This window comes from Streptomyces venezuelae (genome assembly GCF_008642275.1).
GTDB classification, from domain to species: Bacteria; Actinomycetota; Actinomycetes; order Streptomycetales; family Streptomycetaceae; genus Streptomyces; species Streptomyces venezuelae_E.
The window spans coordinates 1,415,735-1,436,917 of the sequence record NZ_CP029189.1 but is presented as its reverse complement, the minus strand read 5'-3'; the positions used below and the strand labels follow the sequence as shown (position 1 = coordinate 1,436,917).

22 protein-coding genes are annotated in these 21,183 nt (G+C 71.8%); 16 read left to right on the top strand and 6 right to left on the bottom strand.

Annotated elements, in window-relative coordinates:
• Nucleotides 1–56 precede the first annotated feature (56 nt).
• Nucleotides 57–635, top strand: a complete 579-nt coding sequence (locus tag DEJ51_RS05805) for a DUF4365 domain-containing protein (RefSeq protein WP_150256618.1) — start codon at nucleotides 57–59, stop codon at nucleotides 633–635.
• The gene (locus DEJ51_RS05800) at nucleotides 635–1,840 is read left to right on the top strand and encodes a hypothetical protein (RefSeq protein ID WP_223835683.1); all 1,206 of its coding nucleotides are present in this window, start codon (nucleotides 635–637) and stop codon (nucleotides 1,838–1,840) included. Before DEJ51_RS05805 ends, DEJ51_RS05800 begins: the two co-directional genes overlap by 1 nt.
• A 28-nt stretch (nucleotides 1,841–1,868) precedes the next feature.
• Here the strand turns inward: DEJ51_RS05800 and DEJ51_RS05795 are convergent, their stop codons facing one another.
• Nucleotides 1,869–2,378, bottom strand: coding sequence for a DUF4232 domain-containing protein (locus DEJ51_RS05795; RefSeq protein WP_150256617.1), 510 nt, complete (start codon nucleotides 2,376–2,378; stop codon nucleotides 1,869–1,871).
• A gap of 10 nt (nucleotides 2,379–2,388) precedes the next feature.
• The gene (locus DEJ51_RS05790) at nucleotides 2,389–2,895 is read right to left on the bottom strand and encodes a GNAT family N-acetyltransferase (RefSeq protein ID WP_150256616.1); all 507 of its coding nucleotides are present in this window, start codon (nucleotides 2,893–2,895) and stop codon (nucleotides 2,389–2,391) included.
• A gap of 185 nt (nucleotides 2,896–3,080) precedes the next feature.
• On the opposite strand from DEJ51_RS05790, the gene thrS reads away from it, so the two are divergent.
• Together thrS and DEJ51_RS05780 are read left to right on the top strand one after the other, a co-directional pair.
• Complete coding sequence (thrS, locus tag DEJ51_RS05785) at nucleotides 3,081–5,057, top strand: threonine--tRNA ligase (protein ID WP_150256615.1); 1,977 nt, start codon at nucleotides 3,081–3,083, stop codon at nucleotides 5,055–5,057.
• 145 nt (nucleotides 5,058–5,202) lie between these two features.
• On the top strand, nucleotides 5,203–5,763 hold the full coding sequence (locus tag DEJ51_RS05780) for an HIT family protein (RefSeq protein ID WP_030387176.1): 561 nt from the start codon (nucleotides 5,203–5,205) through the stop codon (nucleotides 5,761–5,763).
• A 66-nt stretch (nucleotides 5,764–5,829) separates the two neighbouring features.
• On the opposite strand, the gene DEJ51_RS05775 is transcribed toward DEJ51_RS05780, so the two are convergent.
• Nucleotides 5,830–6,237 (bottom strand): DUF1992 domain-containing protein, encoded by a 408-nt coding sequence (locus DEJ51_RS05775; RefSeq protein WP_150256614.1) that lies wholly within the window; start codon nucleotides 6,235–6,237, stop codon nucleotides 5,830–5,832.
• 99 nt (nucleotides 6,238–6,336) lie between these two features.
• Between DEJ51_RS05775 and DEJ51_RS05770 the strand changes: the two genes are divergently transcribed.
• A complete protein-coding gene (locus DEJ51_RS05770; protein WP_150256613.1) occupies nucleotides 6,337–7,026 on the top strand; it encodes a DUF6882 domain-containing protein in 690 nt (229 codons plus the stop codon).
• A 74-nt stretch (nucleotides 7,027–7,100) separates the two neighbouring features.
• On the opposite strand, the gene DEJ51_RS05765 is transcribed toward DEJ51_RS05770, so the two are convergent.
• Nucleotides 7,101–8,768 carry a hypothetical protein gene (locus tag DEJ51_RS05765; RefSeq protein WP_150256612.1) on the bottom strand — a complete coding sequence of 556 codons (1,668 nt, stop codon included), beginning with the start codon at nucleotides 8,766–8,768 and terminating at the stop codon, nucleotides 7,101–7,103.
• Nucleotides 8,769–8,914: 146 nt separating this feature from the next.
• Nucleotides 8,915–11,110 (bottom strand): elongation factor G-like protein EF-G2, encoded by a 2,196-nt coding sequence (locus DEJ51_RS05760; RefSeq protein WP_150256611.1) that lies wholly within the window; start codon nucleotides 11,108–11,110, stop codon nucleotides 8,915–8,917.
• Nucleotides 11,111–11,436: 326 nt separating this feature from the next.
• On the opposite strand from DEJ51_RS05760, the gene pgsA reads away from it, so the two are divergent.
• The 3 genes from pgsA to DEJ51_RS05745 are packed head-to-tail and all read left to right on the top strand — an operon-like array spanning nucleotide 11,437 to nucleotide 14,179.
• Nucleotides 11,437–12,102: a phosphatidylinositol phosphate synthase gene (pgsA, locus tag DEJ51_RS05755; RefSeq protein WP_150256610.1), complete on the top strand. Its 666-nt coding sequence runs from the start codon at nucleotides 11,437–11,439 to the stop codon at nucleotides 12,100–12,102.
• Nucleotides 12,102–13,004 (top strand): phosphatidylinositol mannoside acyltransferase, encoded by a 903-nt coding sequence (locus DEJ51_RS05750; protein WP_150256609.1) that lies wholly within the window; start codon nucleotides 12,102–12,104, stop codon nucleotides 13,002–13,004. The genes pgsA and DEJ51_RS05750 overlap by 1 nt, the downstream gene beginning before the upstream one ends.
• Nucleotides 13,004–14,179: a glycosyltransferase family 4 protein gene (locus DEJ51_RS05745; RefSeq protein WP_150256608.1), complete on the top strand. Its 1,176-nt coding sequence runs from the start codon at nucleotides 13,004–13,006 to the stop codon at nucleotides 14,177–14,179. The genes DEJ51_RS05750 and DEJ51_RS05745 overlap by 1 nt, the downstream gene beginning before the upstream one ends.
• Before the next feature lie 52 nt (nucleotides 14,180–14,231).
• Here DEJ51_RS05745 and DEJ51_RS05740 read toward each other — a convergent pair whose 3' ends face one another.
• A complete protein-coding gene (locus tag DEJ51_RS05740) occupies nucleotides 14,232–14,837 on the bottom strand; it encodes a hypothetical protein (protein ID WP_150256607.1) in 606 nt (201 codons plus the stop codon).
• Nucleotides 14,838–14,928: 91 nt separating this feature from the next.
• On the opposite strand from DEJ51_RS05740, the gene DEJ51_RS05735 reads away from it, so the two are divergent.
• The 8 genes from DEJ51_RS05735 (at nucleotide 14,929) to yajC (ending at nucleotide 21,101) form a co-directional block, all read left to right on the top strand.
• The gene (locus DEJ51_RS05735; RefSeq protein WP_030723593.1) at nucleotides 14,929–15,471 is read left to right on the top strand and encodes a membrane protein; all 543 of its coding nucleotides are present in this window, start codon (nucleotides 14,929–14,931) and stop codon (nucleotides 15,469–15,471) included.
• Nucleotides 15,472–15,608: 137 nt separating this feature from the next.
• A complete protein-coding gene (pdxS, locus tag DEJ51_RS05730; RefSeq protein WP_030010552.1) occupies nucleotides 15,609–16,526 on the top strand; it encodes a pyridoxal 5'-phosphate synthase lyase subunit PdxS in 918 nt (305 codons plus the stop codon).
• Between the two features lie 6 nt (nucleotides 16,527–16,532).
• Nucleotides 16,533–17,126, top strand: coding sequence for a pyridoxal 5'-phosphate synthase glutaminase subunit PdxT (gene pdxT, locus DEJ51_RS05725; RefSeq protein WP_033222573.1), 594 nt, complete (start codon nucleotides 16,533–16,535; stop codon nucleotides 17,124–17,126).
• 57 nt (nucleotides 17,127–17,183) lie between these two features.
• Nucleotides 17,184–17,936 carry a YebC/PmpR family DNA-binding transcriptional regulator gene (locus DEJ51_RS05720; RefSeq protein ID WP_150256606.1) on the top strand — a complete coding sequence of 251 codons (753 nt, stop codon included), beginning with the start codon at nucleotides 17,184–17,186 and terminating at the stop codon, nucleotides 17,934–17,936.
• A 129-nt stretch (nucleotides 17,937–18,065) separates the two neighbouring features.
• Nucleotides 18,066–18,596: a crossover junction endodeoxyribonuclease RuvC gene (ruvC, locus tag DEJ51_RS05715; protein ID WP_150256605.1), complete on the top strand. Its 531-nt coding sequence runs from the start codon at nucleotides 18,066–18,068 to the stop codon at nucleotides 18,594–18,596.
• Nucleotides 18,593–19,225 carry a Holliday junction branch migration protein RuvA gene (ruvA, locus tag DEJ51_RS05710; protein WP_150256604.1) on the top strand — a complete coding sequence of 211 codons (633 nt, stop codon included), beginning with the start codon at nucleotides 18,593–18,595 and terminating at the stop codon, nucleotides 19,223–19,225. Before ruvC ends, ruvA begins: the two co-directional genes overlap by 4 nt.
• A gap of 172 nt (nucleotides 19,226–19,397) precedes the next feature.
• The gene (gene ruvB / locus DEJ51_RS05705) at nucleotides 19,398–20,459 is read left to right on the top strand and encodes a Holliday junction branch migration DNA helicase RuvB (protein ID WP_150256603.1); all 1,062 of its coding nucleotides are present in this window, start codon (nucleotides 19,398–19,400) and stop codon (nucleotides 20,457–20,459) included.
• 165 nt (nucleotides 20,460–20,624) lie between these two features.
• A complete protein-coding gene (gene yajC, locus DEJ51_RS05700) occupies nucleotides 20,625–21,101 on the top strand; it encodes a preprotein translocase subunit YajC (protein WP_150256602.1) in 477 nt (158 codons plus the stop codon).
• Nucleotides 21,102–21,183: the final 82 nt, after the last annotated feature.

Here is a 21,183-nt window from a genome sequence, read left to right as displayed (position 1 = left end):
CGGCCGTCACCCAGCACCGCTCGCGGCAGAGCCCGCAAGGCACGGGGGAGCCGGCCATGGCGCTCACACAGCCCGAACCGGGCGGGGTGCTGCGCGAAGGGACAGGTCCGCGGACCGGAGCCCTGCGCGGCACGCTCGCCACCACCGCCTGCATGGAGACCCTCCAGGTGGGATACCTGCACGCCGTCGCGGCAGCCGCCGGGTGCTCGCTCTCCCAGCCCTTCCCCGACAACGGCATCGACTGGCACGTCTCCCACGGAGCACCCGAACACGTCGTCGACGACGAGGTCACCGTCAAGGTGCAGCTCAAGGCGACCTACCAGATACCGCCGCGGCCGGCCGGGGCCACCTTCGCCTTCACCCTCGACAACGAGCACCTGGTGAAGCTGGCCCGGACGCCCGTCGCCGTGCACAAGATCCTCGTGGTGATGCTCGTACCGAGGGAGCGCGACCAGTGGCTCGCCGCCGGACACGACCGGCTCGACCTGAGGCACTGCTGCTACTGGACCAACCTCGCCGGACACCCCGTGACCGGCCGGCGCCGCACCACCGTACGGATCCCGACCACGCGGATCTTCGACGACCGTGCGCTGTGCGAGATCATGACCCGGGTCGGGTCGGGAGGGACACCCTGATGAACCTGCACTCACCGCACCTCGAACCGCTCCCGTCCCCGCGGTACACCCCGGGTGGTCCCGATCCGGCACAGGTCGACCCGCAGGTGCTGGGAGCGCTGCTGCACCGGCACGGATGGCTGCGGCGCGGCGGCGCGGCCGGCCGGTACGGCCGCTGGACCCCGCCCGGCCGCCCGGGCACCAGCCTGCTCGTCCCGGAGAGCCGTGCCTTCCCCGACTGCGCGGACCTGCTGGAGGAGGCGCTCGGCGCCCTCGCGCACGGCGGCCTGCCCTCGGCGCGCGAGGTGCTCCTCGGGCTGAGCGTCCCCAGCGACGAGATCCGCTGGGAACGGGAGATCCCGGAGGCGCCCTACGGGTACCAGGGCGAGGCCTCCTGGCCCGTGCAGGAACAGCTGCGCTCGGCCGCCCGCCGGCTCCTGCTGGCCGGTGCGCTCGCCGACCGGGCCCGGGCCGGGTACTACGGGGCCCGGCACCAGGCGCAGGCCGAACGCACCCTGGACGGGGTCCTGGTGGGGCCCTCCCCGGGCGGGCGCCGGCTGACCGCGTACGTCCCCGTGGACGGCGGCCGGGGGCCGGTGATCCGGCTGCACCACGCCCTGCACGCGGCCCGCGAGGCGGTGGACTACCAGCGCGCCACCGGCGGCATGGAGGCCTTCGACGCGGCGGTGGCCGCCGGGGTCAGCCGGGAACTCGCCGACGCGCTGATCGCCCTGGTCCGGGGCTCGGAGGGAGCCCGGATCGCACTGGCCTGGGCGCCGGCGGCCGGTGTCCCGGCGGGCTGCGCGGCCCGCCCCGAGCCGGTGGAGTTCTCCCCGGGCGACCTGCCCGTGCTGCGTGAGGCCGCCGCCCGCTACACCCGCGCGGAACCCGCCGTGCCGGTCCGGCTCGCCGGGGCCGTGGTACGGATGCGGCGCAAGGCCGCCGGGGGAGGGGGGACCGTCCGGCTGCGGGTGCTGGCCGGGGCGGAGGTCCCGTACGTCCGGGCCGCCCTCGACGAGGAGGCGTACCGCATCGCGGGCCACGCCCACCTGGTGGGCCTGCCGGTCCGGGTCACCGGCCGGCTGCAACGCCGCGGCGGCTTCCGGCGGCTGTCGGACGCGGCGGACGTGGCACCGGTACCGATGGACGAGGTCGAGCGGGACCGGCTGATGAAGTCCCTGGACGCGGCCTTCGACCCCGAGGACGTCCTGCCGAACGACGACTGAGCCGTCTCTTCCGGATGCGGGACTGCCCTCAGGGGGAGCGGAAGGCCGTGGCGCGGACGGTGTCGCCGCACAGGGCGAACTGGCCGCCGTCGCTCGGGGCCACCTGGAACCCGGTGCGCGCGACGCCCACCACCAGCGAGGGGGCGACGGTCGGATCGGCGCCGGAGGCGCAGTAGCCGTCCGCCTCGCCGAGGACCGGGGTGAAGGTCAGGACGGTCGAGGCGGTTCCGCCCACGGACAGCAGCACCGGCCGGGCCTCACCCCGGGGGACGACGCGCAGCGGCTTGTTGCGGTCCGGGGACCCCTGGCCCGCGAGTGCGACCGTCGGGAAGCCCCGCAGCTCACAGGCAGGGCCGCTGTTGACCACCACCGTGAACCGGACATGGGTGGAGTCCGTCCGCTCCGCGCCGGTGTCCGAGAGCTGGTCGCCGGTGCACGCGGCGGCGGGCGCCGCCACCGCGGGGGTACCCGCGAGCATTCCGCCCGCCAGCAGGGCCGTCGCGGCGCCCAGGGCAGCCGCCTTCCTGGTCACTCTCATGGGTGTCACCTCATGCCAGGTCGGAAGATCCCCTTCCACCTTCCCACGGGGTGTCCCCGGCGGCTCGCCCGAAGGAGGCCATGGTCAGGCCCGGGACGGGGCAGAAGTCCGGGCCGCGGCGGAAGCCGAGACGCTCGTAGAGGGCCACGGCGGGGGCATTGGCGGCGCCGGTGGTGACCGTGACGGGGCGACCCGGGAACACCTCCGTCAGGGCGTGGCGCAGCAGCGACGAGGCGACACCCCGCCGGAACCAGGCCGGAGCCACGCACAGCCGGTCGATGGAGACCCCGTCCTCCGGTTCGGACGCCCAGGCGAGGAAGCCGGCCAGGACGCCGTTCCCCGAGAAGGCACCCACCCAGCGGAGGCCGGCCCGCCGCAGCTCGGCGAGGCTCTCACCCAGGGCCGGGATCCCGTCGAAGCCGATCAGCTCGGCCTCCACCGCGTACGCGGCGTGCCCGATCCGGTGGACCACCGTCGCGGTGGCGTCGTCGCTCAGGTCCAGCGCGCGTATCTGCATGGCGGGCCACGCTACCGGCGTCCACCGCCGGGCAACGGGCGGGGTGGGGGCACACCGGGCGGGCCATGGCCGGGAGGCCCCGTCCGGCGGGCCACCCGGTAACCGTTTAGCGGCGCGGCCACTCCGCTCGGTACGATTCAGGCGCGCGGCGTTCGCCCGCGCACCCCCTGAGTCAGGAGAGACCGGTGTCAGACGTCCGTGTGATCATCCAACGCGATTCCGAGCGGGACGAGCGCGTGGTGGCCACGGGCACTACGGCGGCGGAGCTCTTCGCCGGCGAGCGCACCATCGTCGCCGCGCGCATCGCGGGCGAGCTCAAGGACCTCGCGTACGAGGTGAAGGACGGCGAGACCGTCGAGCCGGTGGAGATCTCCTCCGAGGACGGCCTGAACATCCTGCGCCACTCGACCGCGCACGTCATGGCCCAGGCCGTGCAGGAGCTCTTCCCCGAGGCCAAGCTGGGCATCGGCCCGCCGGTCCAGAACGGCTTCTACTACGACTTCGACGTCGCCCGCCCCTTCACCCCCGATGACCTCAAGGCCATCGAGAAGAAGATGCAGGAGATCCAGAAGCGCGGCCAGCGGTTCTCCCGCCGCGTGGTCACCGACGAGGCGGCCCGCGAGGAGCTCGCCGACGAGCCGTACAAGCTGGAGCTCATCGGCATCAAGGGCTCCGCGTCCACCGACGACGGCGCGAACGTCGAGGTGGGCGGCGGCGAGCTGACCATCTACGACAACCTGGACGCGAAGACCGGCGACCTGTGCTGGAAGGACCTCTGCCGCGGTCCCCACCTGCCCACCACCCGCAACATCCCGGCGTTCAAGCTCATGCGCAACGCGGCCGCCTACTGGCGCGGCAGCGAGAAGAACCCGATGCTCCAGCGCATCTACGGCACCGCGTGGCCGTCGAAGGAGGAGCTGAAGGCGCACCTCGACTTCCTCGCCGAGGCCGAGAAGCGCGACCACCGCAAGCTCGGCAACGAGCTCGACCTCTTCTCCATCCCGGACGAGATCGGCTCCGGCCTCGCCGTCTTCCACCCGCGCGGCGGCATCATCCGCCGGGTCATGGAGGACTACTCGCGCAAGAAGCACGAGGAAGCCGACTACGAGTTCGTCTACTCCCCGCACGCCACCAAGGGCGCCCTCTTCGAGAAGAGCGGCCACCTGGACTGGTACGCGGAGGGCATGTACCCCCCCATGCAGCTCGACGGTGGTACCGACTACTACCTCAAGCCCATGAACTGCCCGATGCACAACCTGATCTTCGACGCGCGCGGCCGCTCCTACCGTGAACTGCCGCTGCGCCTGTTCGAGTTCGGCACCGTGTACCGGTACGAGAAGTCGGGCGTCGTGCACGGTCTGACCCGGGCCCGCGGTTTCACCCAGGACGACGCGCACATCTACTGCACCCGTGAGCAGATGGCCGAAGAGCTCGACCGCACCCTCACCTTCGTGCTGAACCTGCTGCGCGACTACGGTCTGACCGACTTCTACCTGGAGCTGTCCACCAAGGACCCGGTCAAGTTCGTCGGCTCGGACGAGGCCTGGGAGGAGGCGACCGCCGTCCTCGCGCAGGTCGCCGAGAAGCAGGGCCTGCCGCTGGTCCCGGACCCGGGCGGCGCCGCCTTCTACGGTCCGAAGATCTCGGTGCAGTGCAAGGACGCCATCGGCCGTACCTGGCAGATGTCGACCGTGCAGCTCGACTTCAACCTGCCGGAGCGCTTCAACCTGGAGTACACCGCGCCCGACGGCTCGCGCCAGCGGCCGGTCATGATCCACCGTGCGCTGTTCGGCTCCATCGAGCGGTTCTTCGCCGTGCTGCTGGAGCACTACGCGGGCGCCATGCCGCCGTGGCTGGCCCCGGTCCAGGCGGTCGGCATCCCGATCGGCGACGGGCACGTGGAGTACCTGCAGGAGTTCGCCGCCGAGGCGAAGAAGAAGGGCCTGCGGGTGGAGGTGGACGCCTCGTCCGACCGGATGCAGAAGAAGATCCGCAACCAGCAGCGCATGAAGGTCCCGTTCATGATCATCGTCGGTGACGAGGACATGGCGGCGGGCACCGTCTCCTTCCGCTACCGCGACGGTTCGCAGGAGAACGGAATCCCCCGTGACGAGGCACTGGCTAAGCTCGTTGACGTGGTGGAGCGTCGGATCCAGATCTGACGTCGTCCCCGCCGTGGTGGGGGTGCTCCCAAGATTCGGAACCACCAGAAGCTGAAGGTTCCATGCTCCCCGCCGCTGCGGGGATCGGGCCCCCGGAAAGTGATCACTTTCCGGGGGCCTTCCTCGTACGCCAGGCCAAGGTCATATGCTTGCCGCCATGACGACTCAGCCGGAGCAGCAGATCGGTGTGGGCACGCAGGACGCGTTCCAGCGACTGTGGACGCCCCACCGGATGGCCTACATCCAGGGGGAGAACAAGCCGACCGGCCCGGAGGCCGGGGACGGCTGTCCCTTCTGCGGGATTCCGGAGATGTCCGACCAGGACGGCCTGGTCGTCGCGCGCGGCCGGCACGTGTACGCGGTGCTGAACCTCTACCCGTACAACGGCGGCCACCTGATGGTCGTCCCGTACCGGCACGTCGCCGACTACACGGAGCTGGACGGGCCGGAGACGGCAGAGCTCGCCGACCTCACCAAGCGGGCGATGGTCGCGCTGCGCAAGGCCTCGGGCGCGCACGGATTCAACATCGGCATGAACCAGGGCGCGGCCGCCGGTGCCGGCATCGCCGCGCACCTGCACCAGCACATCGTGCCCCGCTGGGGCGGGGACACGAACTTCATGCCGGTCGTGGGACACACCAAGGTGCTGCCCCAACTCCTGGCGGACACCCGTCAGATGCTCGCGGACGCCTGGCCCGTCGACTAGCGTCGTGCCGGGCCGCGTCCCGGTGGATCCCGCAGGTCACGGCGCCAGCGGGAGTCCTGCCGGTCGTCAGGCCGGGTCCCGGTGGTCCCGGCGCCAGGTCCGCACCTCGGCCTCGACGTCGAACTCCGTCAGGCCCAGGGGCGGGCCCGGCGGAGGCATGCGCAGGGCCGCCGCGATCTTCTCGTTGATCTCCGTGAGGATGTCCCGTACCTGGCGCTCGGAGCGGGCGGCCCGGGCCTTCTCCAGGGCGTCCTCGGCCTCCTTGCGCAGCGCGAGCGCCGGCGGCAGGACGGCGAAGCCCTCGCGGTGCATCTTGCCCTTGATCCACCACAGCTCGTCGTAGGGCGCGTCCAGCGAGGCCAGCGGCTTGCCCCAGCCCGGCAGGTCCTCGAACTCGCCGCGCTCGGTGGCCTCCCGGATCTGCCGGTCCACGAAGGACTCGACGCTGACGCCAGGCGGTTTGCGCTCGGTCACGGTGCCTCCTCGGTTCCTGGGGATCGCACTCCGCCCTGCCAGCCTACTCAGGCCACCTGCCGGACGGGGCCGGCCGTCCCTCACGTAGGGTCGCTGCCCATGATCACGAGATTCGGCGACGCGTTCCTGAACGAGACCGAGCGGCACAGCGCCTGGGGAGCCGCCCAGCTCGAAACCCTGACCTCCTTCCTGCCCGAGGGGCCCTGGACAGCGGACCTGGAGACCTGCGCCTACCGCCAGGGCGGGCTCGAACTGCGCGTCTCGGTCCTGGGGACCTTCGACCTGGAAGAGGGGACCTGGATGTGGGGCTGGGCCAACCCGGGCCTGCGCGGCACCGAGGTCGTCGCCCTCGCGGCCGCGGTCGAGCGCTACGGCAGGAAGCAGGGCATCCCCGAGTTCACCGAGGAGACCCTGGACCTGTCGGGCTTCGCGGACCCCTGGCGTGCGGCGGAGACCCTGGCGTTCGCCGGGATGGGCGTGGCAGGGGCCCCCGGCTACATCGGTGCCCCGGCCGGGCCCACCACGCGGATCTACTTCCTGCCGGACGACCCGCAGGTCCCCCGGGCCGCCCTGGACCCCGTCACCCTGCCCCGGACCCTGGTCACCGGAGCCGGGCTCCTCGGGCACTCCCCGCGAAGCGTCGTCACCGGCTACTTCGACCACCACGGCGTACCGGTGGACGAGGCCGGAGACCTGGTCACGGCCCTGCTCCCCGGCGGGAGCGCGGTACGGATCGGGTTCGACGCCGTCGGCCGCATCTCCGAGGTGAGCCTGACCGCGGGCCCCTGAACCACGGGCCCGCGCCGTCCGGTGCCGCCGCCTCCCGCCAGCGCGGGCAAAGGACCGGCGGCACCGGGTACGGGCTACGCGTCGTAGACGTCGGCCTTGCGCGGGGCCGGCTCCTGGATGAGGCCGCTCATGATCGAGGAGCGGTTGGTGAAGCGCTCGGTGTCGACACCGTTCTCCTCCAGCACCTTGAAGGTCGCCGCGTGGATCGACCGCAGCACCGGCGCCACCGTCCGCAGGGCGTCGTCCGCCATGAACCGGTGCCGCCACATCGAACTCGCCCAGACGTGGCGCAGACCGAAGGGCTCCGGCAGGACCAGCTTGCCGCCGAAGAAGTCCAGGACCGGCGGGTACCAGGTCAGCGGGGCCCGGACGGCGAGGCGGACCACCTCCTGGGTGTCCACCAGGGGCAGCGGGCGCTCCACGGTCTCCCAGAACCGGACGCTCTTGGGCACCTCCACGACCGGGGCCGCCGACTTCGTCGTGAACAGGCCGTGCACGGGTCCCAGGGCGTGGGCGGTGACGTCCACGCGCAGGGTCTTGTAGAGCACGGTCACCGTGACCAGCATGTTGATGACCAGCTGGCCGTCCCAGAGCGGGTACTGGATGCCGAGGTAGTGCCGGTTCCCGGCGCTGAACTGCTGCTCGTTGCAGATCCGGGTGATCTCGTGCGGCTTGATGAGGAAGGCGTCGACGTTCTCGCCGGTGGGGCGGGCCACCTCTGCGGCGCCCTCGCCGATCGGGGTGACGATCCAGTGCTGGATCGCGGCGGGCGGGAAGCCGCCGGTGTGCAGGGGGCCCCGCTCCAGCTTGCGGAGCTGGGCGTCGATCGCGCGCACGACGTCCCAGCTGCGGAACGGGTGGATCTCCATGCCCTCGCTCTTGGGGGCCAGTTCCTCGGCCATCTGCCAGCTGCCCCACCGGGTGCCCATGCCCAGGATGCCCTTGGGGCCCGCGTAGAAGACCTGGTTGCTGCGGTCCTCCGCGGTGAGCTTGGCGAGCTGGTGGCGCAGGTCCTCGCGCGCCTTCTCGTCGGGGTTGCCGGGCACGGCCTCGGGGATCTTGGCGCCGACCCCGCCGCCGGACAGCAGCCCGTCCCAGCGGGAGCGCAGGTCCCGGGCGGTGGCCTCACAGACCCGGCGGGCGAGCAGCCAGCCCAGGACCGGGGCGATGACCATGCCGCGGGCGTAGAGGCCGAGGAAACCGGTCAGCGGCAGCCGGAACATCAAGATGGCCACCACGACGCCGACGCCGACCAGGATCACGGTGCCCAGCCAGGAGCTGTGCCTGCCCGTGCTGGAGGCGAGGGTCTTGCGGAGCTGGAAGAGGCCCAGCCACAGCAGCAGACCGGGCAGGAACAGCACACCGCAGACCAGCATGATCAGCCGGAGCTTGCGGTCGCGGTCCTTGCGGATGTGCGAGGCGGCCAGGCAGTGCTCCACCACGGTCTGCGGATCGGCGCCGAAGGACTGGATGAGCGGCTTGCGGCCGGGGCTCAGGGTGCGCGCCTCGACGGCACGGCAGAAGGCCTCGCCGAGGCTCGGCTCGAAGAGGGAGAGCTTCGGCGGCTTGACCGTCGCAGGATGGTTCTCGCTGTTGGCGGTGAGTATCTTGTCCAGCTTGCTGTCCTTGCCGCCGTCGCGGTACGCGGCCGAAGCCAGCGCGTTGGTCGCCGCCGTCTGCCCACCGCCCCCCTGCAGCGGGACCTGCGCTCCGGGCCTGAAGTCGAATCCGTCGTCCGCCACCGCTGCCCCACCCCCATCGCCTTGCGTTCCTGCTCTTTTGATGCGCCGACGAGCCTATCGGCGGATCTCACCCCATGGTCATGGGACAGGGAAATGCCGCCCACCGCAAGCTGGTTGGGTGGGCGGCCGATCCCCTGCTACACCAGTCAGGTTCCCCTCTCGGCCTGTTCACGCACCTTTTCCGCGATCTGCGGCGGCATCGGTTCGTGGCGCGCGTACGCCCGGGCGAAGCGGCCGGTGCCGTGTGAGACGGAGCGCAGCTCGACGGCGTAGCGGCCGATCTCGATCTCCGGGATCTCGGCGCGGACCCGGGTGCGCCCCGGCGTGGCCTGGTCGGTGCCGACGACGCGGCCGCGGCGGCCGGCGAGGTCGCTCATGACCGGGCCCACGTACTCGTCGGGGACGACGACGGCGAGTTCGGCGACCGGTTCGAGGAGGTCGATCCGGGCCTCGGCGGCGGCCTCGCGCAGGGCGAGGGCCCCGGCCGTCTGGAAGGCGGCGTCGGAGGAGTCCACCGAGTGCGCCTTGCCGTCGAGGAGGGTGATGCGCACGTCGACCAGCGGATAGCCGGCGGCGACCCCGCGCGCGGCCTGGGTACGTACGCCCTTCTCCACGGACGGGATGAACTGGCGGGGCACGGCACCGCCGACGACCTTGTCGACGAACTCGATACCGCTGCCGGGCGGGAGCGGCTCCACCTCGATCTCGCAGATGGCGAACTGGCCGTGGCCGCCGGACTGTTTGACGTGCCGGCCGCGGCCGGCGGCCTTGGCACCGAAGGTCTCGCGCAGGCTCACCTTGTGCGGGACGGGGTCGACCTGGACGCCGTAGCGGGTGCGCAGCCGTTCCAGGGCGACGTCCTGGTGGGCCTCGCCGAGGCACCACAGGACGACCTGGTGGGTGTGCGGGTTCTGCTCCAGCCGCATGGTCGGGTCCTCGGCGACGAGCCGGGCCAGGCCCTGGGACAGCTTGTCCTCGTCGGCCTTGCTGTGGGCTTCGATGGCGAGGGGGAGCAGCGGGTCGGGCATGGTCCACGGCGCCATCAGGAGCGGGTCGTCCTTCGCGGAGAGGGTGTCGCCGGTCTCCGCGCGGGTGAGCTTGGCCACGCAGGCCAGGTCGCCGGCGATGCACCGGGTGAGGACGCGCTGCTGCTTGCCGAAGGGGGAGGAGAGGGTGCCGACCCGCTCGTCGACGTCGTGGTCCTCGTGTCCGCGGTCGGCGAGGCCGTGCCCGCTCACGTGGACGGTCTCCTCGGCCTTCAGGGTGCCGGAGAAGACGCGTACGAGGGACACCCGGCCGACGTAGGGGTCGGAGGAGGTCTTGACGACCTCGGCTACGAGGGAGCCGTCGGGATCGCAGGTGACGTCCGGGCGGGCGGAGCCGTCGGGGCGGGTGACGGTGACGGCGGCGCGCTCCAGGGGGGTGGGGAAGCCACCGGTGACCAGTTCGAGGAGTTCCACGGTCCCCAGGCCCTGGCGGGCGCCGTCGGTGGCGGGGGCCGCCATCAGGACGGGGTGAAAGGTGCCGCGCGCCACCGCCCGCTCCAGGTCGTCGACGAGGGTCTTGAGGTCGATCTCCTCGCCGCCCAGGTAGCGGTCCATGAGGCTCTCGTCCTCGCTCTCGGCGATGATCCCCTCGATGAGCCGGGCGCGGGCGTCGGTGATGAGGGCGAGCTCGGCCGGGTCGGGGTCGCGCTCCACGCGCTCGCCGGAGGCGTACTCGTAGACGCGCCGGGACAGCAGCCCGAGCAGGCCGGTGACGGGGGCGTGGCCGTCGGGGCCGGGCGGGCCGTGCAGGGGGAGGTAGAGGGGGACGACCGCATCGGGGTCGTCGGCGCCGAAGATCTCGCCGCAGACGGTGGTCATCTGCGTGTAGTCGGAGCGGGCGGCCTCCAGGTGGGTCACGACGATGGCGCGGGGCATGCCGACGGCCTCGCACTCGTCCCAGACCATGCGGGTGGCGCCGTCGATCCCGTCCGAGGCCGAGACGACGAAAAGGGCCGCGTCCGCGGCCCGCAGACCGGCCCTGAGTTCTCCGACGAAGTCGGCGTATCCCGGGGTGTCCAGGATGTTGATCTTGATTCCGCCCCATTCGACGGGAACGAGGGACAGCTGGACGGAGCGCTGCCGGCGGTGTTCGATCTCGTCGTAGTCGGAGACGGTGGCGCCGTCCTCGACCCGACCGGCCCGGTTGACCGCTCCGGCGGTCAGGGCCAGGGCTTCGACCAGTGTGGTCTTGCCGGATCCGCTGTGGCCGACCAGCACGACGTTCCGTATGGACGAGGGGCGGTCGGCCGTCAGTGCCCTGCCGGCGGCTCCGGCTTGGTGTGATGTGGCTCCCATGATGCTCGTACCTCCCGGTGGTGACGGTGAGGAGGGTCGGGTGGTGTGGGGGTCGGGTGCCCGGACCGGCGTCCGGACCTGGTGGCCCGGCCGCCTCCGGGGAGGCGGAATGCGGGATTCTTCGAGCTTTGCACTGGTGTCACATTCCGTCCATACGTCGTACCGGGGACGTACGCGGGGCCGACCGGAGCCGGTCGACGGCGTGAAGTACGTCTTACGTGGCACGAACCGGTGGGTGCGCGGCGTCCGCGCGGTGGCGCGCTGGCTACGATGGGCCAGCCGGTGGCCGTGGTGGCCGTGCGGCCCAGCGACCCTCCGGGAAGGCCATGCTGAACAAGTACGCGCGTGCATTCTTCACGCGTGTTCTCACGCCATTCGCCGCTTTTCTGCTCCGGCGGGGGGTGAGCCCGGACGCGGTCACCCTGATCGGAACGGCCGGAGTGGTGGCCGGAGCGCTGTGGTTCTTCCCCCGTGGCGAGTTCTTCTGGGGCACGATCACCATCACCCTCTTCGTCTTCTCCGACCTGGTGGACGGGAACATGGCCCGCCAGGCCGGGATCTCCAGCCGGTGGGGAGCCTTCCTCGACTCCACGCTCGACCGGGTGGCGGACGCGGCGATCTTCGGCGGCCTCGCGCTCTGGTACGCGGGCAACGGGAACGACAACGCGCTGTGCGCGGTGGCGATCTTCTGCCTGGCCAGCGGCCAGGTGGTCTCGTACACCAAGGCACGCGGTGAGTCGATCGGACTGCCGGTGGCTGTCAACGGGCTCATCGAGCGGGCCGAGCGACTGGTGATCTCGCTGGTCGCGGCCGGCCTGTCCGGTCTGCAGACCTTCGGCGTGCCGTCCTGGATCGGCGTGCTGCTGCCGATCGCTCTGTGGATCGTGGCGGTGGGCTCGCTCGTCACCCTGATCCAGCGGGTCGTCACCGTGCGCCGGGAGTCGGCCGAGGCCGACGCCGCGGCGTCGGCCGCCGAGGGCGGCGCGGCCTGATGGGTGCCATACAGGACAAGGTGGTCGACTCGCTGTACGGGCTCGGCTGGGCCGGGGTCAAGAAGCTGCCCGAACCGGCCGCCGTGGCCCTGGGCCGGCGCATCGCCGACGTCGCGTGGAAGCGGCGCGGCAAGAGCGTGCTGCGGCTGGAGTCGAACCTCGCCCGGGTGGTGCCGGACGCCGGTCCCGAGCGGCTGCGCGAGCTGTCGCAGGCGGGCATGCGCTCGTACATGCGGTACTGGATGGAGTCCTTCCGGCTGCCGGCCATGGATCCGCAGCGGTTCGGCACGGACGTCGAGTTCCAGGACGAGCACATCCTGCGCGAGGCCCTCGACTCCGGGCGCGGAGTCGTCGTCGCCCTGCCGCACCTCGCCAACTGGGACCTCGCCGGGGCCTGGGCCATCGGCCACATGAAGGCGCCGTTCACCACGGTCGCCGAGCGGCTCAAGCCCGAGACCCTCTACGACCGGTTCGTGGCCTACCGCGAGAGCCTGGGCATGGAGGTCCTCCCGCACAGCGGCGGCGCCGCCTTCGGCACCCTCGCCCGGCGGCTGCGCTCCGGCGGACTGGTCTGCCTGGTCGCGGACCGGGACCTGTCGGCCTCCGGGGTCGAGGTCGACTTCTTCGGCGCCACGGCGCGGATGCCGGCCGGACCGGCGCTGCTGGCCCAGCAGACGGGTGCGGTGCTGCTCCCGGCGACCCTGCACTACGGCGACACGCCGAAGATGTACGGCCGGATCCACCCCGAGGTGCAGGTGCCGAAGACCGGGACCCGGACCGAGAAGACCACCCTCATGACCCAGGCGGTGGCGGACGCCTTCGCGTGGGGCATCGCCGAGCACCCGGAGGACTGGCACATGCTGCAGCGGCTGTGGCTGGACGACCTGGAGGAGCGCCCGTAGTGAAGATCGGCATCGTGTGCCCGTACTCGTGGGACGTGCCCGGTGGCGTCCAGTTCCACATCCGGGACCTGGCGGAGCACCTGATCCGGCTCGGCCACGACGTGTCGGTGCTCGCCCCGGCGGACGACGAGACCCCGCTGCCGCCGTACGTGGTCTCGGCCGGGCGGGCGGTGCCGGTCCCGTACAACGGCTCGGTGGCCCGGCTGAACTTCGGATTCCTGTCGGCGGCCCGGGTGCGGCGCTGGCTCCACGACGGCACCTTCGACGTGATCCACATCCACGAGCCGGCCTCGCCCTCGCTGGGGCTGCTGTCCTGCTGGGCGGCGCAGGGGCCGATCGTTGCGACCTTCCACACCTCGAACCCCCGGTCCCGGGCGATGATCGCGGCGTACCCGATCCTGCAGCCGGCCCTGGAGAAGATCAACGCCCGGATCGCGGTGAGCGAGTACGCGCGGCGCACGCTGGTGGAGCACCTGGGCGGCGACGCGGTGGTCATCCCCAACGGCGTCGACGTGGACTTCTTCGCCAAGGCCGAGCCCAACCCGGACTGGTCCGGGCAGACCCTGGGCTTCATCGGCCGGATCGACGAGCCCCGCAAGGGGCTGCCGGTGCTGATGGCGGCGTTCCCGAAGATCGCGGAGGCCTGCCCGGACGTACGGCTGCTCGTGGCGGGCCGGGGCGACGAGGAGGAGGCGGTGGCCTCCCTGCCCGCGGACCTGCGCAAGCGGGTCGAATTCCTCGGCATGGTCTCGGACGGGGACAAGGCGCGGCTGCTGCGCAGCGTCGACGTGTACGTCGCCCCGAACACCGGCGGCGAGAGCTTCGGCATCATCCTGGTGGAAGCCCTGTCGGCGGGCGCGGCCGTGCTCGCGTCGGACCTGGACGCGTTCGCGCAGGTCCTCGACCAGGGCGGGGCGGGCGACCTCTTCGCCAACGAGAACGCCGACGCGCTGGCGGCGGCGGCGATCACCCTGCTGCGGGACCCGGAGCGCCGGGCCGAGCTCAGCGCCCGCGGCTCGGCGCACGTCCGCCGCTTCGACTGGTCCACGGTCGGGGCGGACATCCTGGCCGTCTACGAGACGGTGACGGACGGCGCGGCTGCGGTGGCCGAGGACGACCGCAGCACCGGCCTCCGCACCCGCCTGGGCTTCTCGAAGGACGTCTCGTCCTCCTGAGTCGACCGCCGCTCCGTCGGGCCGGCCGGGCCGGGGATCCCCGCGCCGGCCGTCACCCGGCGGAGACGGTCCGGTCCGGCCGGCCGTCGGCGGTGATGGTCACTTCCTCGACCACACCGCCGGAGGTGGTCAGGCGAATCCGGTCGGGCGCCGTCCACACGGCCTCGCGGAGTTCGTTGTCCTCGGCGTCGCCGTTGAAGTAGCCCACGGCCCAGCGGCGCTCCCACAGGCCCTCGCCCTGGTGCACGTACACGAACCACAGCGGGTCGATCATGGCCGAACCCTCCTCGACGACCAGCCGCCGGTCCTCGCGGCCGGGGGCTTCGAGGCTCTCGCTCCGCTCCTGCCCGCCGGCCAGGAGGCTCAGCATGGTGAAGATGGTCATGATCGGGATGCCGAGGACGGCCACCGGGAGGGTGAGGGCGACGCGCGTGTACGGCCGCCGCGCTCCCAGCAGGGCCGCCGCGATCAGGGAGACCAGCGCCAGCCAGCCCATGGCGACGAAGTGGGCGTGCACCTCGTTCAGGATGACGAGACCGCCGTCCGAACCGCCCCAGCGGTAGGCGATCAGGGCGCCCGCCACGAGGACGGCCGCCCCTGCGGTCAGGGCGATGGCCAGTGGTCTGCGGTACGGCGCCATGTCCCGGTGTCCCCCCATAGGTGTGGATCATGGACCCTACGCGGTCCGTGGCGGCCGCGGCCGGGCCCGATGGCGGCCCGGGGGGCCCGGAGCGGTAGGGTCGCGCAGCGTGATCGAAACCCTTGTCTGGATCGCCCTGGCTCTCGGAGTCATCGGGGTCTACCTCAGCTGGACCGCCGGCCGGCTCGACCGGCTGCACTCGCGGATGGACGCCGCGCGGGCCGCGCTCGACGCGCAGCTCGTGCGCCGGGCCTCCGTCGTGCTGGAGGTGGCCACCTCCGGAGTGCTCGACCCCGCCTCCTCCCTGGTGCTCTACGAGGCCGCGCACGCCGCCCGGCAGGCCGAGGAGGACCACCGAGAGGTCGCCGAGAGCGAGCTGAGCCAGGCGCTGCGGGCGGTGTTCGCCGATGCCGACCAGGTCGACGTGCTCAAGGCGGCCCCCGGCGGGGCGGAGGCCACGGAGGAGCTTGCGGCGGCCGTCCGCCGGGTGCCGATGGCCCGGCGCTTCCTCAACGACTCGGTGCGGGCCGCCCGCGCGCTGCGCAGGCATCGCAAGGTCCGCTGGTTCAGACTGGCCGGGCACGCGCCGTTCCCGCTCGCCTTCGAAATGGACGACGAACCGCCGGTGGATCTTGCAGATCGGCCGGTTTAGGGCTTCCAAGGGCCGCGAGGGACAAATCAAAGAGCCACAGGCTCCACATTGGCCCTTGTAGTGGACTGGTCCTCTGGGGTTTCCTCAGCCGAGTAGCACGAGCAGTACCCCGTCTTCCTTTCGAGTGAGGTCAATCCGTGAGCACGCTTCCCACCTCCCCCCAGTCCGCCGAGTCGGCGATCGGCACCTCGCGCGTCAAGCGCGGCATGGCCGAGCAGCTGAAGGGCGGCGTGATCATGGACGTGGTCAACGCCGAGCAGGCGAAGATCGCCGAGGACGCCGGCGCCGTGGCCGTCATGGCCCTGGAGCGGGTCCCGGCCGACATCCGCAAGGACGGCGGCGTCGCGCGCATGTCGGACCCCAACATGATCGAAGAGATCATCGAGGCCGTCTCGATCCCGGTCATGGCCAAGTCCCGCATCGGCCACTTCGTCGAGGCCCAGGTCCTGCAGTCCCTCGGCGTCGACTACATCGACGAGTCCGAGGTCCTGACCCCGGCCGACGAGGTCAACCACTCCGACAAGTGGGCGTTCACCACCCCCTTCGTCTGTGGCGCCACCAACCTGGGCGAGGCTCTGCGCCGCATCGCCGAGGGCGCGGCCATGATCCGCTCGAAGGGCGAGGCCGGCACCGGCAACGTGGTCGAGGCCGTCCGCCACCTGCGCCAGATCAAGAACGAGATCGCCCGCCTGCGCGGCTACGACAACAACGAGCTGTTCGCCGCCGCCAAGGAGCTGCGCGCCCCGTACGAGCTCGTCAAGGAGGTCGCCGAGCTCGGCAAGCTCCCGGTCGTGCTGTTCTCCGCCGGTGGCGTCGCCACCCCGGCCGACGCCGCGCTCATGCGCCAGCTCGGCGCCGAGGGCGTCTTCGTCGGCTCCGGCATCTTCAAGTCGGGCGACCCGGCCAAGCGCGCCGCCGCCATCGTGAAGGCCACCACCTTCTACGACGACCCGAAGATCATCGCGGACGCCTCCCGCAACCTGGGCGAGGCCATGGTCGGCATCAACTGCGACACCCTCCCCGAGTCCGAGCGCTACGCCAACCGCGGCTGGTAATCGGTCATGACGAACACCCCCGTGATCGGTGTCCTGGCTCTCCAGGGCGACGTACGGGAACACCTGATCGCCCTGGCCGCGGCGGACGCCGTGGCCAGGCCGATCCGGCGTCCCGAGGAGCTCGCCGAGGTCGACGCCCTGGTGATCCCCGGCGGCGAGTCCACCACCATGTCGAAGCTCGCCGTGCTCTTCGGCATGCTGGAGCCGCTGCGCGAGCGCGTGGCCGCCGGCATGCCCGTGTACGGCACCTGCGCCGGCATGATCATGCTGGCGGACAAGCTCCTGGACGGCCGTGAGGACCAGGAGACCCTGGGCGGCATCGACATGATCGTCCGCCGCAACGCCTTCGGCCGCCAGAACGAGTCCTTCGAGGCGAAGATCGACTTCGCGGGCATAGCGGGCGGCCCCGTCGAGGGCGTCTTCATCCGCGCCCCCTGGGTCGAGTCCGTCGGCGCCGCCGCCGAGGTGCTCGCCACGTACGACGGCCACACCGTCGCCGTGCGCCAGGGCAATGTCCTCGCCACCTCGTTCCACCCGGAGCTGACCGGGGACGACCGCGTTCACGCGTACTTCGTCGACATGGTGCGCGCGGGGCTGTAACGGCGTCCCGGTAGGATCTGAGGCGAACATTGTTGGTGACGCGAAGGAGACAGGCAGATGTCCGGCCACTCTAAATGGGCTACGACGAAGCACAAGAAGGCCGTGGTTGACGCCAAGCGCGGCAAGCTCTTCGCGAAGCTGATCAAGAACATCGAGGTCGCGGCCCGTATGGGCGGCGCCGACGTCGACGGCAACCCGACGCTCTTCGACGCCATCCAGAAGGCCAAGAAGAGCTCGGTCCCGAACAAGAACATCGACTCCGCGGTCAAGCGCGGCGGCGGCCTGGAGGCCGGCGGCGCCGACTACGAGACGATCATGTACGAAGGCTACGGTCCGAACGGCGTCGCGGTGCTCATCGAGTGCCTCACCGACAACCGCAACCGCGCCGCGTCCGACGTGCGTGTCGCCATGACCCGCAACGGCGGCTCGATGGCCGACCCGGGCTCGGTCTCGTACCTGTTCAACCGCAAGGGTGTCGTCCTGCTGCCCAAGGGCGAGCTCTCCGAGGACGACGTCCTGGAGACGGTGCTCGACGCGGGCGCCGAAGAGGTCAACGACCTCGGCGAGAGCTTCGAGATCATCAGCGAGGCCACCGACATGGTCGCGGTCCGTACCGCGCTCCAGACCGCCGGCATCGACTACGACTCGGCCGACTCCAACTTCCTGCCCACCATGCAGGTCGAGCTGGACGAAGAGGGCGCGCGCAAGATCTTCAAGCTGATCGACGCGCTGGAGGACAGCGACGACGTGCAGAACGTCTTCGCCAACTTCGACGTCTCGGACGAGGTCATGGAGAAGGTCGACGCCTGACCGGCGTCCACCGCTCACAGCACCGGGCAGCGGGCCGACGGGGACACACCCCGGCGGCCCGCTGCTTTGTCAGTGCCACCCGATAACCTGCGAAGCTGCACGTACAGGAGAGCGAAGAAGGGGGCGCGGGTGCGGGTACTGGGCGTCGACCCCGGGCTGACGCGTTGTGGTGTCGGCGTGGTCGAGGGGGTGGCCGGACGGCCGCTGACCATGATCGGCGTGGGGGTCGTACGGACGCCCGCGGACGCCGAGTTGGGCCACCGGCTCGTCGCCGTCGAGCAGGGCATCGAGGAGTGGCTCGACACACACCGGCCCGAAGTCGTCGCCGTGGAACGGGTGTTCAGCCAGCACAACGTCAGCACGGTGATGGGCACCGCCCAGGCGAGCGCCGTCGCCATGCTGTGCGCCGCCCGCCGCGGGATACCGGTCGCCCTGCACACCCCCAGCGAGGTCAAGGCCGCCGTCACCGGCAGCGGCCGCGCCGACAAGGCCCAGGTCGGCGCCATGGTCACCCGGTTGCTCCGGCTGGACGCGCCGCCCAAGCCGGCGGACGCCGCCGACGCCCTCGCCCTGGCCATCTGTCACATCTGGCGGGCCCCCGCCCAGAACCGCCTCCAGCAGGCGGTCGCCCTGCACGCCTCGAAAGGCCGTACCCGATGATCGCCTTCGTCAGCGGCCCGGTCGCCGCACTCGCCCCCACCGTTGCCGTGATCGAGGTCGGGGGAGTGGGCATGGCCGTGCAGTGCACGCCCACCACCATCTCCGGCCTGCGGATGGGGGAGACGGCCCGGCTCGCCACCTCCCTGGTCGTCCGCGAGGACTCGCTGACCCTGTACGGCTTCGCCGACGACGACGAGCGCCAGGTCTTCGAGATCCTGCAGACCGCCAGCGGGGTCGGGCCGAGGCTCGCCCAGGCGATGCTCGGCGTGCACAGCCCCGACGCGCTGCGCCTGGCCGTCTCCACCGGTGACGAGAAGGCGCTGGTGGCGGTGCCGGGCATCGGCAAGAAGGGCGCCCAGAAACTACTCCTCGAACTGAAGGGCAAGCTGGGGGCCCCGCTGGGCAGCAGCGGCCTCGTGGGTGCGCAGCGCGCCGCGGCCTCCGGGCCCGCTCCCTGGACCGAGCAGCTCTCCGCCGCCCTGATCGGCCTCGGCTACGCCTCGCGCGAGGCCGAGGACGCGGTGGCAGCGGTGACGCCGCAGGCCGAGGCCGCCATTGCCGCCGGCGGTTCGGCCCCGGTTCCGCAGCTCCTGCGGGCCGCCCTCCAGTCCCTGAACCGCGCCCGCTAGCCGTGCCGCCCGGCCTCCCGGGGCGCCGCCCCGGACCCCGCGCCTCAAACGCCGGCGGGGCTGGATGTGGGGCCGGCGGGGCTGGAAGTGCGGGGCGGGAGGGGCGCCGGCCCCGGGCTCCTGGGCCCCGGGCGACAGACCACCGTACGAACCGAGAAGGCAGACTGACAGCGTGAACTGGGAAGACGAGAGCGACGACCGGATCGTGGCGGCCGCCGCCGACGGCGAGGACACCGCCGTCGAGGCGGCGCTGCGCCCCAAGGACCTCGGCGAGTTCGTCGGCCAGGAGAAGGTCCGCCAGCAGCTGGACCTCGTCCTGAAGGCCGCCAAGCAGCGCGGGGCCACCGCCGACCACGTCCTGCTCTCCGGCGCGCCCGGCCTCGGCAAGACCACCCTGTCCATGATCATCGCGGCCGAGATGGGCGCGCCCATCCGCATCACCTCCGGCCCCGCCATCCAGCACGCCGGCGATCTCGCCGCGATCCTCTCCTCCCTCCAGGAGGGCGAGGTCCTCTTCCTGGACGAGATCCACCGCATGTCCCGGCCCGCCGAGGAGATGCTCTACATGGCCATGGAGGACTTCCGCGTCGACGTGATCGTCGGCAAGGGGCCCGGGGCCACCGCGATCCCGCTGGAGCTGCCGCCCTTCACCCTGGTCGGCGCCACCACCCGGGCCGGACTGCTGCCCCCGCCGCTGCGGGACCGCTTCGGCTTCACCGGGCACATGGAGTTCTACGCCCCCGAGGAGCTGGAACGCGTCATCCACCGCTCCGCCCGCCTCCTCGACGTGGAGATCGACACCGCGGGCGCCGCCGAGATCGCCGGGCGCTCCCGCGGCACTCCCCGTATCGCCAACCGCCTGCTGCGCCGTGTCCGCGACTACGCCCAGGTCCGGGCGGACGGCGTGATCAACCGTGAGGTGGCCGGTACCGCCCTCCAGGTGTACGAGGTGGACGGGCGCGGTCTCGACCGGCTGGATCGCGCCGTTCTCGAAGCGCTGCTCAAGCTGTTCGGCGGCGGACCCGTGGGCCTGTCCACCCTCGCCGTGGCCGTCGGCGAGGAGCGGGAGACCGTGGAGGAGGTCGCGGAACCGTTCCTGGTCCGCGAGGGGCTCCTCGCGCGCACCCCCCGCGGACGGGTGGCGACGCCTGCCGCCTGGGCTCACCTGGGACTCGTACCGCCTCGGCACGGCGGGACTGGATCAAGCGGACAACAGGGCTTGTTCGGGGCCTGACGGCGCGGAGGTTCGACCCCTCAGGAACTGCGGTGCCATGCTGGGCGTTGTTCCATCGGTGCGGACTCGCCTAGACTCCGCCGATGCCGACCCTTCGGGTCGGTGTGCCCACCCCCGTAGAAAAGGCCGCCGTCCGCGTGCGGTCGTGCGAAGGATCTCCGTCCCGTGAATCTCGTGACACTCCTCCCGTTCATCGTGCTCATCGGGGCGATGTTCCTGATGACCCGCTCCGCGAAGAAGAAGCAGCAGGCAGCCGCGCAGATGCGCGACCACATGACGCCCGGCACCGGGGTCCGCACCATCGGCGGCATGTACGCCACGGTGAAGGAGATCGGTGACGACACGGTCACTCTCGAGCTGGCCCCCGGCGTCCACGCGATCTTCGCGAAGAACGCCATCGGTGCCGTCCTGGAGGACGCGGAGTACAACCGCATCGTCCACGGCATCGACGGCGACGAGGCGACCGACACGCCGGTCGTCCCGGACGACGCCTCTTCCCTGACCGAGGCCCCGAAGGCGGACCTCACCAAGGGCGAGGCCGAGGCTCCGGGGCTCGACCTGGGCAAGAAGGACGAGGACGCGCCCAAGGGCGACGACGAGCCCAAGGACGGCAAGTCCGACGGCGAGGCCGGCGCGAAGTAACGCTCGGCGGGGGACCGTGGAGGCGCCCGACCGGCGACCCGCACGGTCCCCGTCTGTGACACTTCTGCGGGGGGCAGGGGTC